This is a genomic window from Bacillus sp. UNCCL81 (assembly GCF_900112535.1).
Classification (GTDB): domain Bacteria; phylum Bacillota; class Bacilli; order Bacillales; family Bacillaceae_G; genus Gottfriedia; species Gottfriedia luciferensis_B.
Window position 1 is genome coordinate 553,545 of sequence record NZ_FOMF01000002.1, and the last position, 16,422, is coordinate 569,966.

A 16,422-nucleotide genomic window follows, 5' to 3' on the forward strand; every position below is an offset into this window, starting at 1 on the left:
AAATCACCCCTTTTTAATTTGTCCATAAATGTTTAAGAAATAGCATTTTTGTAAAATTTTATGGTAAAATTTCATTATTAACAATTTTCCGTATAATTAAATCAACTGTTATTAATGAGTTGATGGATAACGAATAGTAGATATAGAAAAGTTTATTGGAGGGGTTAATTTGAAAGAAGTTATAGTACGCCCTTATACATTTGAAGATGCAGAGGCAAAGTTACAATTACATGTAGAAAATAAAGAACACTTTGAAAAATGGTCTCCTACATTAAGGAAAGAAGAATTTTATACAGTTGAAGGACAAATGAATAGTATTAAAGAGTTTATGGAAAAAAGTGCAGAAGATAGTAGATATGATTTTGCGATCTTTGTTAAAGAAGACAATGAATTTACTTTAATTGGCGAAGTACAGTTCATTTTTGTTACACGAGGACCTAAACAAAGTTGTATGGTTGGTTACCATATTGGGGAAAAATTTAACGGCCAAGGATATATGACGAAAGCTTTGAAACTTGCTTTGAAAATTGCATTTGAAGATTTGAAGTTCCACCGAGTGACTTCAGAAGTTAATCCAGAAAACTTAGGGTCTTTACGCGTCCTTGAAAAGGTTGGATTTGTGAAGGAAGGATATTATCGAAAAAACTTAAAAATTAGAGATCAGTGGTATGATCATGTTTGTTTGGCAATCTTAGAAGAAGAATTTGCAAAAGAAGGTTGCACAAAGCTAATTTAGTAAAATAAACATTTTGTTTAATTTAAGATAGACAGTTTACTGTTTATCTTTTTTTAATAGAAAATAATTTTAATATCTAAAAAAAGTTCAAATTTACATTAGTTTGAAAATAATTAGATGCATTACGACATAATTTTTAATTTATCACAAAATTTTAACAATAAAAATAAAGGAAAATTGGCATATTTTAGCTAATTAATAAGAAAGGGAGTTTATACTCTCTTTCTATTTAATAATCGATGCAATCATTCGATTTAAGTGTAAGATGCTCAAAGTAAAAACTATGGTAAAAAAAAGGAGTGGTAGGGATGAATTTCTACATTATATCGGAAGAGAAGGAAAACCAAAACATTCATTATTACTGTATCGCTGCAGGTAGCCATCGCTACGACTTTGCTGTTATCTTTTCGGGAAAATTTCTAGGTAAAGCAATGGTTGTCTCTATTCAAAGTGGAAGAATGGTATTACTTTGCAGAGAAGACATTGACCATCCAGAACACTGGGATCAAAAGCTCGGCATTGCAGCTGAAGATATCAAAGAAATTGAAACATTTTTTCATTCTATTTTGGATCAACGAATGTTTAGTGATCAATATTAAAAAGTGGGAGTCTCCAAATTTTTGGAGGCTCTTTTTATTTTGTATTTAAAAGTACTTTTTTGAAGAGGTTTGCTTTTTTGCTACCTCTTTTTTATTTTATAACAAAGAATTAAAAAATACATTTCGACATATAATTTTAGTTGCATCACAAAATAAACATTTAATCTATTAATTTCCCCAATTATAAAAAAAATCAATATAAAAAATTTATGTTTTTTTAATAAAACGAATTGATATTTCCTCAAATTAACTTGGGATTCTCTTTAAATATCGTTTAAATGACAATATTTTTAAGTGAAATGCCCTTTTTTATGTTCTTTCATTCATGCTTAAATCCCCCAATTTACTCTAAATTATGATGTATGTAAAATTTGAATTATATTTTTGTTGATTGGTTAGTTTTTACCCTAATTTTTTGTTTAAACAATTATGGAAAAAATAGGGATAAGGAAAATTTTACTATTTTTCTTAAAAAACAATTAATTGTATATTAATTTTGTTTTAAATACCTTACAATTAATAAGAATTTGTAACAATTATATCTCTTTTACTATTAATAGTGAGTAAAAACGCTTGTTTTGTTAATTACGTTACAGGTAAATAGACCTTGAAAATCCTCGGAAATTCATATTATCAAATCCAAAAGTTCTATTTTTGAGTAATCTAAAAGGTATTATTGAGTGTTTACTAGAAAATAATTCCAAGAGAAAGGAGGGGTTTGATAGTTTTGATTTGTAAATGATGTAACTACATATAAGTTTAATCCATTTGTTTTCATTCATTAAATAATTCTAATCTTACATTTAAATGAATGGATTAATGTTTAGTTGTTACATATGTTTGTCTAGTTAATAATCTTTGAATCTATTAAAAAAGGGGCTCAACAATGAAGAAAAAAAATTATTTAGCTTTACCTGTATCAACAATCCTGTTATTTTCAAGTATTTATTCTGGAACAGTTCAAGCTGCTTCAGTAACAGGAGCTAATAGTACAGTAGCTAATCAGACAAACTCTGGTAAAAACCTTAGAAAAAGCCAAATGAAGGAAGTGCAAAAAGCAAGTGGTAAAGTACTCCCTAAAAAGGCAGAATCTAAAATTGAAACAAAATTAAGAGATAAATTAAAAAATAAACAATCAGTAACGAAACATAATGAACAAACAGGTGAATTAATCGTTAAATATAAAAAGAAAGTGACTACTGGGGAAATCACTACACTACAGAAAAAATATTCTTTAAAGTCTTCTAAGAAATTAAAGAGTTTAAATGCTGAGTTAGTAAAAATTCCAACAGGCGAAAGTACTTCAGAATACATAACGAAACTAAAAAAGGATCCAAATGTTGAATCTGTACAACCGAACTACAAATATTACGCTTCTGACTTCAATAATGCGAATGACTATTATGAACAATTATGGGGACTTAATAATAAAGGACAAACGGTCAATGATAGTGTAGGAAAAGAAGATATTGATATAGACGCACCTGAAAGCTGGACTAATTTTAGTTCAAAACTTGCAAAACCTGAAGCGCAAGTAGTAGTTGGTGTAATCGATACAGGCGTGGATATTAATCATCCGGATTTAGCAGGAAAAATTTGGAAAAACACTAAAGAAATTCCTAATAATAAAATTGATGATGACCATAATGGTTATGTTGATGATGTAAATGGCTGGGATTTTTATAACGATGATAACACTGTTTACGATGCACTTGATGGAGATGAACATGGTACTCATGTATCTGGAACAATTGCCGCAGCACTAGAAGGTCCAAATCTATCAGATAATAAAGGTGTAGTAGGTGTTGCTCCTAACGTAAAGATTTTACCATTAAAGTTCATCGGTCCTGATGGAGGAACATCAGCAGATGCGATCGAAGCAATCGAATACGCTAAAAGTATGGGCGTAAAAATCACAAATAACAGCTGGGGTGGCGGAGAATACGATCCATTACTTGAAGAAGCAATTGCAAATTCAAATAGCTTATTTGTAGCTGCTGCGGGTAATGACGGAATGGATAATGATGAAGAAGGCTCTTATCCTGCTAGTTTTGAAAGTTCTAATATATTATCCGTTGCTGCAGTTGATAATAAAGGAAATTTAGCACCATTCTCAAATTATGGCGCTGAATCTGTAGATGTTGCTGCTCCTGGAGTTGACATTATGAGTTCAGTCCCTAAATACCCAATCGATGAAATTACAAAAGCATTAAAAATTGATCAAGCTGGAGCATCAGCTCAAATTGCTGGAGACAATTACAAAGCGATCTTTGATGGCATTGGATATGAAAAGATATCTGAAAAACAAAGACAGGATGCTTTTGATAAAGCATTAAGTTATTTAGATTTAACGGATACGAATAAGAAAATTTTACTAGTTCAAGATGATGAAAATGATCTTGCAGACTTGTTAAAAGATTTTATTCCTGAACTTGCTAAAATCTTTAAAAACTATTTACCGACATATCAAAAACTGTTGTCTAAGTATTCTTCGGTAAATACGGTTACAATCAGTTCTGATTCTTCTTTATCAATGAACAGTACAGATTTATCACAATACGATGCTGTAGTTTGGTTTACAGGGAACGGTATTGGAATTAACTCTGAAGAGGGTACTACTTTAACAAAATCAGATACAGAATTACTAAAAAATTATCTTACTAATGGCGGTAAGTTATTATTATCTGGTGTAAACGTACTTGGTGGACAAGAGAAATCATCGCTTGTAAAAGATACTTTACATTTAAATGTTTATTCAGACATGGGTCCAAGTTTAAATGTTGAAGGTACTGGTGGAATCTATCAAGATACTAAATTTGATGTAAACCGATATGATTTACCATACTACATCGCTGATTATGTAACATCGAATGATCCAAAAACAGTCATTAATTCTAAATATGTTTCTGATTATACCCAAGCATATGATTATTATAGTGGAACATCTATGGCAACTCCACATACTACGGGTGCGGCTGCTATTTTACTAGGTTTACATCCAAACATGTCACCTGAGATGCTTAAGCTATATACAAGTGCAAAAGGAACGAAATTAGATTCACTAAAAGGTCTAGTAGACACTGGAAATATTGTTAAATCATCAACTCTAGATAACTTTGATGACAATGATACACCAGGTATTCCATTAGATAAAAGTGTACTAAATGGAAGTCTAGATTCTACAAAAGACAAAAACGATGTTTATGCAATATCATTAAAAGAAGGCCAAGGCATTACATTCTCATTAAACGGGCAAACAGGAAGCGATTTTGACTTGTATGTTTATAATGAATCCTCATCTAGTGTAAATAATAAGAATGGTATGGTTGCGTACTCAGAGAACATAAATTCATCCAAAGAAAAGATTAACTTTATCGCTCCTAGAACTGGAATCTATTTTGTAAATGTCTACGATTACAGTGGTTCAGGAAACTACAAACTTTATTCTGGAAATTTCGGTGGATCGTATGAAGATGATTCTGACGCAGTGACGTTAGATGGAGAATGGAATGCAGTAATTAATCCGCAATTCTCTGAAGAAATGGCAGGAGTACTTAATTCTAGAGGTGAAGTTAATTTCTCATTTGTTGGATCTAGCATTGAATGGCAAGGTTTTAAAGATGCAACACAAGGAATTGCCGATGTTTATATAGACGGCAATAAGATCCCATCTCTATCGCTTTATAATAGTACGTTGAAATCAAATCAAAGTTTATTAAAATATGATTTTACAACTTATGGCAATCACTCTATCAGAATTGTTTGGACTGGTAAAAGTGATCCAATGGCAAGAAAATCTGCTACAGGAATCAATTTGGATAAATTTATTGTTAAAGATAATCCAATTTCATTAAAAACATCATTTGATACTGCAAAGAAATATCCAGTAATTTCATGGACTGCTCCTAAATGGGCAGAATCATATAATATTTATCGAAAAGAGTCGTCACAAACTGATTATGTACAAATAAATAAAACACCTATTACAACAACGACATTTACAGATACAACTGCTATGTCACCTGGAAAAACGTACAACTATGTTGTGGTAATTAATACACAGGATAAAACTGAGACACCTTATTCAACATCAATTAGTTACGTAAACGATGATGATATTAAAGGAAGAATATATATATCAGGTACTGCAAAAGGCAGTCTTAATACTGACGCAAAAGACTTGAAAGATGTTTGGGCTAAAAACTTAGAAGCAGGCAAAACATATGAAATTACGTTAACTGGTCCGACTAATGCAAACTTTGATCTTTCATTATACAACATTGGTACATCAACTATTTATGGTACGAATGAATTGAAAAAGTCTGCTAGTACAACGTCTACTGAAAAAATTGTCTTTAAACCAACAAAAACTGGTATGTACTATATCGTTCCTTCTGCTGTAAAAGGCTCTGGCCAATATAGTATTAATATTTCAGTGCAAACAACAAAATCAGTAGAGAACAATGATTCTAATGTTAAATACTCAGGAAACTGGAGTAAGTTAAATTATACGAGCGCTTCTGGTGGCACGATAAATCAAACAAAAGGATCAACTGGATCGCTTCAATACAATTTTAGTGGTACGGGTATAACTGTAAATGCTTTAAAAGATAAGAATATGGGTAGAGCAGATATTTATATTGATGGCAAAAAAATAAAGCAAATTGACCTTTACTCTTCAAGCCGTAAATATAAAGTAAATGTATTCGATATACAAAATCTAGCAAATAAAGCTCACACTATTAAGATTGTTGCTACTGGTACAAAATCTAGTGCCGCAACAAACAAGTTAATAAATGTTGATTCATTTAAATTAACTCAGTTTTCTTTAGTTAAATAATATGTATAAGCATTAGTAAAATAAAAAATCCTGATTGCTCTTTTGAGTAATCGGGATTTTTTTTGAATTTAGACTAGTTTAAATACGTGAAATTTTACCACATTAGAGCTTCATGAGTAAGTAAAAAGGCGAAAATAAGAAATTAAGTACCTCATAAGAACCCCATGAGTATATAAAAAGAAGAAAATCTACTCATTATTCATCAGTTTTCTTAACTTAGATTCAGTATTTGTATTTTCAACAGGGGTGTAAACACTACATCTTAAATCAATGTTACCTTGTACTTGTAATGAAGTTAAATTAAAGAGCATTTTTCCTGCTTTTGCGTGTCGAAATTCAATTAAAACATCTGGGGCCGAACTTACTTCGCTCTCATTCCAGAGTTCATGAAATTCAGGGAAATTTTGTTCCATTTCATAAATAAACGAAGTGTACCATTGATCTCCCATATATTGTCCGTAATAAGTTCGAAAAATTGCTAAAAAGCCTTTCACAAAATGCTCCCAATTCACTGCTAAACTTTTAAATTCTTTTCTAGAGAACAGTAAATGTATAAGATTTCGTTCCTCTTTTGGAATTTGTTCGAAATCTAAAAATACGTGAGCTGCTGCTTGATTCCATCCAACGATATGGCACCTTCGATCTGAAATAATGATCGGACAGTTCCGAAGTTCAGTTAATATTTTAGTCAAGGCTGGACTAATGACTGTTTCTTCTTCATTTGAAAATGAGCGTTTTTCAGCTTCCGGTAATGCAAGTGCATATAAATAATTTCGCTCATCCTTATTTAATTGTAATGCATCTGAAATGGCATCTAATACGGAATTAGAAACTGTTATATCTCTTCCTTGTTCTAGCCATGTATACCATGTTGTACTTACCCCTGCTAACCCGGCAACCTCTTCTCTACGGAGGCCCGGCGTTCTTCTACGGTTTCCAACTGGTAATCCAACCATTTGCGGATTTATTTTAGACCGTTGCATTTTTAGAAATTCTGACAGTGCTTGAAGTCGGGTTTCTTGATTCATTTTATAACTCCCTTCTCAACGTAGTATAAATTATACTAGGATAAACTACAACTTGTAATAGGATAAATACGCGTTAAAATAAAGAAAAAACGATTGGAGAACTTATAATGAGAAGAATAGTTATTACAGGTATGGGTGTTATCTCGCCTCTTGGAAATGATGTAGATACAGTTTGGAATAACTTAATTAACGGAAAATCAGGTATCACCGCTATTGATACAATTGATGTATCAAATATAAAAACGAAGGTAGCAGGAATTGTTCGTGACTTTGATGCCGAAGAAAGATGGGGAAGAAAGGAAGCAAGAAAATTAGATCGTTTTTGTCAATTTGCTTTAGCAGCTGCTGAACAAGCTTTAGAAAGTTCACAATTACAATTAGAAAAAATTGATCTTGAACGTTTAGGCGTTTATGTTGGATCAGGTATTGGAGGAATAAATACATTTATCGAAAATGTAAATTTATTAAACGAGAGAGGACCTGGGAGAGTTAGTCCAAGTTTAGTACCGATGATGATATCAAATGCGGCAGCAGCTCAAATAAGTATAAGATTAGGTGCACTTGGTCCATCTTTATCACCAGTAACCGCATGTTCTATAGGAAATTCATCAATTGGAGAGGCATTCAATACAATTCGTAACGGAGAAGCTGATGTTATTTTTGCGGGTGGTACAGAGGCAGCTATAACTCAATTATCTTTAGCAAGTTTTGGTAACGCAAAGGCGTTGTCCATCAATACTGAACCTACCTCATCAAGTCGACCTTTTGATGCAAATAGAGATGGATTTGTAATGAGTGAAGGAGCAGGGGTTTTAGTGTTAGAATCATTAGAACACGCGATTAAAAGAAATGCGCCCATCTTATGTGAGATAATTGGTTATGGAGCAAGTTCTGAGGCATATCATATGGTTGCAACTCACCCAGAAGGAAGAGGAGCGTTTTTAGCTATGAGAAATGCATTAAATAGAGCTGAAATAGCATTACAAGATGTGGATGTCATTAGTGCACATGCAACAAGTACCCCATTAGGCGATCAATCTGAAACGCTGGCAATAAAAAAACTGTTTGGTGAACACGCTTATAACATTCCAGTTACAGCAAATAAATCAATGCTTGGTCATATGCTTGGCGCAGCAGGTGGAGTAGAGGCGATCGCTTTAGTGAAAAGTCTTCAAGAAGGTATTATTCCACCAACAATCAACTTAACTCAGCCGGATCCTGATTGTGATTTAGACTATGTACCCCAAGTGGCAAGGAAAAAAGAATTAAACATTGGTATTTCAAACTCATTCGGCTTTGGTGGTCATAATTCTGCTATTGTATTGAAAAAGTACGTTTAAAAGTTATCCTAATTATTTTATATTAACTGTCTCAAAGCCTCTTTTTAATAAGAGGCTTTATTTTTAAGAGGCTTAAATACTCTACCTAATTCATGGGATTTTGTTCATTCATATTCTTCACTGCACTGTTTTTAAATAAATTCAAAAATAGATAGACTAAATAAAAGAGGTATACAACAAAAAGCCCAACTAAAAGTAGGATCAATAAATACATTAGATTGTAATGAAGTCCAAAAGTTGTTGTTTCTTTACCCAGATTGTAAAAATAGGCTAATGGAGTTCCTTTTTTGGGTGCCATTGTGTAAAAGTAATTAGATGTAAAAGGCTCCATCCATTTCATAAACCAATTATTTACAAAGATTGATAAAATGTACAATAAAATAATGAGCGACATTGTTTTTCGTGAAATTTTTAAATTAATTACAACCATATGATTGAAATATGCCCACAATACAATTCCTACGATTAGCATATGCCCCCAAAGATACGCGATTCCTTGCCATGTTAGGAGAGATTGATAGTTTGAAAGCCCGTTTGCAAATATAATACTTACTAAAGCTGCAGGAAGGTTAAAACAAAACGCAATTGAAAATAGTAATTCACTTTCATATAAAAAAGCAAAAAATAAAATAAAATTAGCAAAATGAAAAATTTGTAAAGGGATTTCTTCAGGTGAAACTTGATTCACTTTGTGATAAATTTCGATATTACGACCAACTAAAAGAGCAATCCCAATAAGCGAGAAACCCATACCAATCAATCGTAACGTCTGATTGTTAAAGCGCCTAAATAGAAAATAAAACAAAGTGACAAATAGAAAAGGGCTGGCCATAAATAAAAAATGAAATGGACTCCACATTTGAAAGGTCATTGAACTATACTTTCCTTCATGTAGTAAAATTCACTTGTTTTCAACGCGCTTTACCCCCATTACTTATTATTGTAATTTGGTTTGAGCAAAAAACGTATCATTAAGCGATCAAACTAAAGACATCAAGTAATCAATACCTACTATTGATTTATTCAAAAAATTTTTAGAAAGAACTTGTAATAAAACTTGTACCGAAAAAAGAAATGTTAACTGAGGGTAATGGTAAGGGATCATTATTAATTAGTGACAAATCGTTTACCGAATAAGTATTGATTTTAGTATTGAGAAAGGCAAAAATTCATTTTTTGTTTAAACTTAAATTAAAAATGCAGGAATCTTATCTAGTATGTTTAACATTGTTTAATTATTTTTCCTGTAATTATTGACAACAAAGTTTTTTCATACTATTATTATCTCATATTCAAGATATTTTAATTTGAAACAACTTGGAGGTGTGAATAATGGATAATAAATGCTAATATCTTTCATTTTACTTTAAAAGCAATAGTATAAAGAATTTTTTGATGAGTTAATAAAGAAAAACATAAATATTTCACAATCTCTGTCTTAGAAACAATGTATAAAAAACAATTAATTCAGTAATTTTTTTAAGATATTATCTCGAATTAAAGATAAATAACAATTAGGAGGATTTTAAGATGATAAATATTGGTTTATTAATTATTCGTTTAGTTATCGGTTTACTATTTGTGGGGCATGGTGCTCAAAAATTATTTGGCTGGTTCGGTGGTCATGGATTGAAAGGAACAGGTGGATGGTTTGAATCAATTGGTATGAAACCAGGTGTAACTGTTGCACTTTTCGCAGGGTTAGCAGAACTGATCGGTGGAATTTTGTTTACACTAGGTCTATTAACACCACTTGCAGGAATAATGATTGCAGTAACAATGCTGATGGCAATTATTAAAGTTCATGGACCTAATGGTTTATGGGCAACAGCTAATGGATATGAATATAACTTAACATTGATGTCAGTTGCTATTGGTATAGCTTTAATTGGACCTGGTAAATATGCGTTAGATGCATTTTTATTCTAATTGACCACTGTATAAATTGATTTTATAAATAAATTCTAATTAGTTTAATTGTGCAGTTAAATAATGAATCTGTTCATAAAAAAAAGAAATAATAGAAAATGTAGTCAAATAAAAGTAAGCTAATCGAATCTTGTTGGATTAGCTTACTTTTATTTTAAATTTTGATGACTTTATTTCAATATAAAATAAAAAAGGACTACTCTTTTAGATAGGATTTTTTACAAAGTTCGAATGATACATAAATAAACTTAACTCAACTCTACTTATTCTAATGTCAAAATTATTACTTTGATTCCATCTTTTTACATATGATTTAATAATTAAAATCTAGGAGGCAAAAAATTGGATTATCGAATTGAAAAAGATTCAATTGGTGAAATAAAAGTACCCGTTAATAAACTTTGGGGAGCTCAAACGCAGCGAAGTTTTGAGAACTTTAAAATCGGTACTGAAAAAATGCCTATTCAATTAATTTATGCATTGGCATTAATTAAAAAGAGTGCAGCAATTACTAATAAAAAACTAGGAAAATTGGATAGTGAAAAAGCAGATGCAATCATTGGTGCTGTAGATGAAATATTAGAAGGTAAACTTGACAATCACTTTCCACTTGTTGTTTGGCAAACAGGAAGTGGTACACAAACAAATATGAATGTTAATGAAGTAATCGCTCATCGTGGGAATGAGTTTTTAGCAGAAAAAGGAAACAATAAAAAAATTCATCCAAATGATGATGTTAATATGTCTCAAAGTTCGAATGATACATTCCCAACAGCAATGCATATCTCAAGTGCTCTTGCAGTAAATGAGCAATTGCTTCCAGCATTAAGAAATTTAAAAATGACATTAAACGAAAAGATGAATAAATTTAAACAAATTATTAAAATTGGCCGAACACATTTGCAAGATGCTACACCAATAACACTTGGTCAAGAAATCAGTGGTTGGCATCGTATGCTAGAAAAAAGCGAAGAAATGATAGTAGATAGTATGAAATTCATTGCTGAGTTAGCTATTGGTGGGACTGCTGTTGGCACAGGAATCAATGCGGATCCGGGTTTTGGAACGATGATGGCTGAAGAAATTAGTTCGTTAACTGGACTACATTTTATTTCTGCAGAAAATAAATTCCAAGCATTAACAAGTCATGATGAGATCGTTTATACTCATGGTGCTTTAAAAGCATTGGCTGCAGATTTAATGAAAATAGCGAATGATGTCCGTTGGATGGCAAGCGGTCCTAGAAGTGGTATAGGTGAAATAAGCATTCCTTCAAACGAACCAGGAAGTTCAATCATGCCAGGGAAGGTAAATCCGACACAATCTGAAGCACTGACAATGGTTGTAACACAAATTATGGGAAATGATACGACAATAGGTTTTGCTGCTAGTCAAGGAAACTTTGAATTGAATGTGTTCAAACCAGTCATTATATATAATTTTCTGCAATCAGTTAGATTACTTTCAGACGCAATCAGCTCGTTTGACGACCATTGTGCAAAAGGCATAGAAGCAAATATAGAAGTGATAGAACAAAATTTAAACCGTTCACTTATGCTCGTAACCGCATTAAATCCTCATATTGGTTATGAAAAAGCAGCAACAATAGCGAAGTTAGCATTTAACGAAAATTTGACACTTAAAGAAGCAGCTTTAAAAACGGGTTATTTATCGGAAGAAGAATTCAATCAAATGATCAGACCAGAAAATATGATTTAGTTAGATTTTGAATACTAAAATAAAATCAAAAAAAATCCTGATGGCCACTTTTGATCATCAGGATTTTTTTATCAATTTTCACATACCCTCAATTAAACATCTATTAACTTTTCAATATTTTTTCACCGATTTTAGAGGATCTATAAAAAAAGTTATCATAAATTCACATTAAGTTCACATCAATCGATTATAATCATTTTATTCTTAAATATTACTTAAACAGAAAGAAGGCGGATTTATTGAAGCCCATTAAAACAATTTCAGCAGATGAGATGCAAAAATTTGAAGATAAACTTAAAAAACACAATTGGATTTTAATGTTAATAACAGTAATCACTATACCATTTATAGTAAGCTACATGTAAAAAAAGAAAAATACTAATACTGTTTTCTTTTTTACATATCCCCCCAAAAATAGATCTAAAAAAGCCAAGAATTTTTTCTTGGCTTTTTTATTTTGAATTTATTTATCATGTTTAAAGCCAACAAACGAAATGTTTACAACTTTGAAACATCCTGTGACAAAAAATGAAACATTTAAAAACTATGATACATATATAAGTTTTCTAGTTAGTTTTAGAATCCAAGGCCAGCTATTAGTTAAGTAATTTAATATAAATAAGGAGAGAGCTTATGTCTAATAAGATTATTTGGATACTTCTGGGAATGTTAGTAATCCTTATCCTCATACCGAAAGCGAATGCGACTACATTTCAGTTTAATTTTAACAATAATGAGTTCTCTAATTATATAGATCATGTGAACTTAAAAACGACAGAGGCTACTTATGGTCAAACAATTGAGATCGGTTTAAAAACGAAAAAAAGCGGTGAAAAAGTTACATTAACATTTTCAAATGGTACGAATCGAAAAGATATTTCTTTAATTAAAACATCTAAGAACTCTTTTTCTGGAAAAATGAAAATTACAAGTTCATTTACAAAAGGAGAATATAAACTTGATTCAATTAAATTTAATCATAAAAATCTAGTAATCTCTGAAAATAAAATCAATTTTACAATTTTAGATTTACCGACCCCAACGATCGAACAAGTAACAAACCAATCAACGGCTATTAAAGGTCTATTTCTTTCAAATAGTAAGGTAGAAGTGTATACCGATTCTAAATTAATTAATACCGTGGAAACAAATGATAAAGGTGAATTTAATGATGCTATAAAACCATTGAAAGAATTTACGAAAATAAGTGTCATTGGGGTGAGTGAAGGATTAAAAAGTAAACCAATTACAGTTAGTGTAAAAGATACAGTTGCACCATCGATTACATCTCTTTCTGCAATATCTGATCAATCACAGACTGTAACTGGAATATCTGAACCTTTCGCAACTGTCAAAGTATATATGAACGAAAATCTAATCGGAGATAATACAGTTAGCTCAACAGGAAAGTTCACTGTTAAAATTGGGAAACAAAAAGCAAATTCAATTCTCAAAGTAATCGTTCTAGATCAGAGTAATAATCAAAGTACACCATATACTTTGCGCGTATCACATTATATTTCACAAGTGGGAAGTACAGTTAAAAATAGTTCAACGTTATCAACTGGTCAATTGCTAATGATTAATACAAAGACGAATAAACTTACTTTTTATCGTAATGGTAATCTTGTAAAAACCTTTTACTGTTGCAACAGGTAAGTCGTCAACACCTACACCTACTGGGAAATTTGTCATCTCAAACAAAGTTAAGAACCGCCCATGGTACAAAGGAAATATTCCTGGAGGTGATCCTAGGAATCCACTAGGGAAGCGCTGGTTAGGAATAAGTGTTGGTGCTGCATATGGTATCCACGGAAACAATAAAGAAAGTTCAATAGGACAATCAGTAAGTTCCGGCTGTGTTCGAATGCATAATAGTGAAATTCAATGGCTTTTTGAGCAAGTTAACGTAGGAACTACAGTCATTATTGCTGATTCTTCAAATTCGAATGGGGAAATTGCCCAATCTTATGGTATTTCAATCGCATAATAAAGAAAAGGGATGTCTCATCGTCGTTTTTTCGGCAAAGAGACATCCTTTTTTAGTTTTCCATTCAAAGAAAAGCTAGTAGTCTTTTATTTCAGCAAATTTTCATACATACTGTCGGAGAAATTCCATCATCTGTTTTAATGAATCTTGAACGATTGGATGTTCGAATTCCTTATCAAATACATGTTCTCCGTTTGGAATAGTGATGAACTTTGTTTTCACACCTTTTTGTAAAAGTGCAGCTCTCATAAAGACAGATTGTTCATATGGAACATCTGTGTCTTTCGTTCCGTGTAAAAATAATGTTGGCGGGTAATCTTTTGTAATTTTTTTTATGGGACAAAATTTTAGAAGCTGATCTTTATTTGTTAATGGATCAACACCTGTTATCTTTTGAACCCATTCACCTTGTTGTCTTGCGTGTACATAAATTAAAAAACGTTTTTCAATTGATCCTTCTGTAATGACATGAGTAGATTGAAGCATTTTAGCCAATATCATTTAAAACTAAATCCTTTTGCAAATAATACGTGCTTGGATTTGTAGCACTCGTACTACTAATTAGTAGTTTTGTATCTAATAGGTGGGTAGGGAATAAGAATAGAAAAATCACTCAAGATATTAGAGGAGTTCCTCCAAATAAGATGGAATTCACTTATTGATTTTTCGGAAAATTTAATTTATTTTTCATTTAATTTTCATATTATTTGTTTACACTTTAATCAAACTAATTAAAAGTAATCTTTGAGGGAATACACAACTATTTTAAATAGGAGGATTTCACATGATTAACGAAGTAACTTCTCATCTTCATCCAATTCTAGTTCATTTCCCAATTGCATTTATCACTTTAGCAGTTCTAAAAGATTTTTGGAGTGCTTTTTTCAAGAAAGTAAACTTTCAAGCAGAGCGTGGTTTGTGGCTTTGGATTTTTGCAGCACTTACCGCTTGGCTTTCAGTTTCTACTGGACCAGAAGAAATGGCTAGAGGTAATACTACTTTCTTGCATATACACGATCAGTTAGCAATACTTACAAGCTGGCTAGTAACAATTGTTGCAGCTTTTAGAATTTATTCTACTTATTTCAAGAAAAAAGAACTATTTAAAAAGCTTAAGTTTTTATATTTAATCTTTACTTTGGCTTCACTTATTCTAGTATTATCAGTAGGATATTATGGTGGAAAAATGGTTTATACTGATGGTATCAATGTAAAAGTTCATAATAAATTAGTAAATCCACCTAAATAATTGAATTTTTAAAAGATGAATTTATAATCTATGAGCCTTAATTGGCTCTTTTTTATTTGAACTTATTCAGTAATCCTATCAAAAAATTTATCGTTCATTCTTGATCAGTTGGAGAAGCAATCTGATCTTTATAAGTATCGATATAAATATTTCCATTTGCTGCCAACACAGCATACACTACTTCTTTCGTTTGAAGATTACGTTTTTTTAGCTCTTCTTGTAATTTTAATTCTGACAGATTATTTTCTCTTAAATTTTTTGAGATAATCTCCCCATCCATAATCAATTCAATAGGTAAATTACTTTCCTGTTTTGTCGGTATATTTAAATCTTGTTTTGTTACGCTTCTGTATTGTGGTTTTTGTAAAAAAGATACTTTACCATTTGTTTCAACTACTACATAAAGAACTTCATCTATGTTGAAAATTCCTTTTTCTCTTAATTGTTGATTTAAATAGTCTAGAGAATAGCGCATTTTTCTCATATTAGCCTCTAAAATTTTTCCATCTTCAATTATGACAGTTGGATTACCTGCAAGTATATTTCTACCTATTCTGCTTTTCAAGGAAATAAAACTAACGAGTAAAATGACTAAGACCAAAATTAAAAAAGCTAATACTGCATGGTGGATTTTTATATTTAAATTAAAAGCTAAATTTGCAATAATGCTCCCAACTGAAATAGCTGCAATAAAATCAAAGGTATTCATCTCAGCAATAATTTGTTTTCCTAATAGTTTAGCACCGATGAACAATATTAAAAATGCTAGCATTGTTCTTGTAATAATTTCAAAATGTTCAGGCATGGGCAACTACTCCTTTTACCAGTAACCTTAATTTATTTTTAATTATTATTATCATTAAAGTATTTATGTAATCTCGTTATAAAAGAGGTTTAAATTGATAGACAAATTTAATGATGTAGAAATTAGTTTGTGCAACTTTGAAGACTTGCACTCCATTGCTGTAATTTAATGAAAAAAGCACAAAATT

13 protein-coding genes are annotated in these 16,422 nt (G+C 31.2%); 9 read left to right on the plus strand and 4 right to left on the minus strand.

What is annotated here, in order from left to right:
- Positions 1 to 169: 169 nt before the first annotated feature.
- The 3 genes from BM319_RS02835 to BM319_RS02845 all read left to right on the plus strand — a co-directional run bounded on the left by BM319_RS02835 (position 170) and on the right by BM319_RS02845 (position 6,175).
- Complete coding sequence (locus BM319_RS02835) at positions 170 to 736, plus strand: GNAT family N-acetyltransferase (RefSeq protein ID WP_175495538.1); 567 nt, start codon at positions 170 to 172, stop codon at positions 734 to 736.
- A gap of 308 nt (positions 737 to 1,044) precedes the next feature.
- Entirely contained in the window at positions 1,045 to 1,335 is a 291-nt protein-coding gene (locus BM319_RS02840) for an SAV0927 family protein (protein WP_069032224.1), read from the plus strand.
- A gap of 886 nt (positions 1,336 to 2,221) precedes the next feature.
- Complete coding sequence (locus BM319_RS02845; protein WP_091021256.1) at positions 2,222 to 6,175, plus strand: S8 family serine peptidase; 3,954 nt, start codon at positions 2,222 to 2,224, stop codon at positions 6,173 to 6,175.
- A gap of 188 nt (positions 6,176 to 6,363) precedes the next feature.
- Here the strand turns inward: BM319_RS02845 and BM319_RS02850 are convergent, their stop codons facing one another.
- A complete protein-coding gene (locus BM319_RS02850) occupies positions 6,364 to 7,203 on the minus strand; it encodes a helix-turn-helix transcriptional regulator (protein ID WP_091021257.1) in 840 nt (279 codons plus the stop codon).
- A 107-nt stretch (positions 7,204 to 7,310) separates the two neighbouring features.
- On the opposite strand from BM319_RS02850, the gene fabF reads away from it, so the two are divergent.
- Entirely contained in the window at positions 7,311 to 8,543 is a 1,233-nt protein-coding gene (gene fabF, locus BM319_RS02855; protein WP_091021258.1) for a beta-ketoacyl-ACP synthase II, read from the plus strand.
- Between the two features lie 85 nt (positions 8,544 to 8,628).
- Here the strand turns inward: fabF and BM319_RS02860 are convergent, their stop codons facing one another.
- The gene (locus BM319_RS02860; RefSeq protein WP_091021259.1) at positions 8,629 to 9,414 is read right to left on the minus strand and encodes a TMEM164 family acyltransferase; all 786 of its coding nucleotides are present in this window, start codon (positions 9,412 to 9,414) and stop codon (positions 8,629 to 8,631) included.
- 659 nt (positions 9,415 to 10,073) lie between these two features.
- Here BM319_RS02860 and BM319_RS02865 point away from each other — a divergent pair.
- The 4 genes from BM319_RS02865 (at position 10,074) to BM319_RS24525 (ending at position 14,181) form a co-directional block, all read left to right on the plus strand.
- Positions 10,074 to 10,472, plus strand: a complete 399-nt coding sequence (locus tag BM319_RS02865) for a DoxX family protein (RefSeq protein WP_091021260.1) — start codon at positions 10,074 to 10,076, stop codon at positions 10,470 to 10,472.
- A gap of 342 nt (positions 10,473 to 10,814) precedes the next feature.
- Positions 10,815 to 12,191: a class II fumarate hydratase gene (gene fumC, locus BM319_RS02870; protein WP_091021261.1), complete on the plus strand. Its 1,377-nt coding sequence runs from the start codon at positions 10,815 to 10,817 to the stop codon at positions 12,189 to 12,191.
- 633 nt (positions 12,192 to 12,824) lie between these two features.
- The gene (locus tag BM319_RS02875; RefSeq protein WP_091021262.1) at positions 12,825 to 13,850 is read left to right on the plus strand and encodes an Ig-like domain-containing protein; all 1,026 of its coding nucleotides are present in this window, start codon (positions 12,825 to 12,827) and stop codon (positions 13,848 to 13,850) included.
- A 34-nt stretch (positions 13,851 to 13,884) separates the two neighbouring features.
- The gene (locus BM319_RS24525) at positions 13,885 to 14,181 is read left to right on the plus strand and encodes a L,D-transpeptidase (protein ID WP_286143693.1); all 297 of its coding nucleotides are present in this window, start codon (positions 13,885 to 13,887) and stop codon (positions 14,179 to 14,181) included.
- Between the two features lie 102 nt (positions 14,182 to 14,283).
- Here the strand turns inward: BM319_RS24525 and BM319_RS02885 are convergent, their stop codons facing one another.
- The gene (locus BM319_RS02885; RefSeq protein ID WP_069032232.1) at positions 14,284 to 14,682 is read right to left on the minus strand and encodes an alpha/beta hydrolase family protein; all 399 of its coding nucleotides are present in this window, start codon (positions 14,680 to 14,682) and stop codon (positions 14,284 to 14,286) included.
- Between the two features lie 283 nt (positions 14,683 to 14,965).
- On the opposite strand from BM319_RS02885, the gene BM319_RS02890 reads away from it, so the two are divergent.
- Complete coding sequence (locus BM319_RS02890; protein ID WP_091021264.1) at positions 14,966 to 15,430, plus strand: DUF2231 domain-containing protein; 465 nt, start codon at positions 14,966 to 14,968, stop codon at positions 15,428 to 15,430.
- Positions 15,431 to 15,524: 94 nt separating this feature from the next.
- On the opposite strand, the gene BM319_RS02895 is transcribed toward BM319_RS02890, so the two are convergent.
- Positions 15,525 to 16,235 (minus strand): DUF421 domain-containing protein, encoded by a 711-nt coding sequence (locus BM319_RS02895; RefSeq protein WP_091021265.1) that lies wholly within the window; start codon positions 16,233 to 16,235, stop codon positions 15,525 to 15,527.
- Between the last annotated feature and the right edge of the window lie 187 nt (positions 16,236 to 16,422).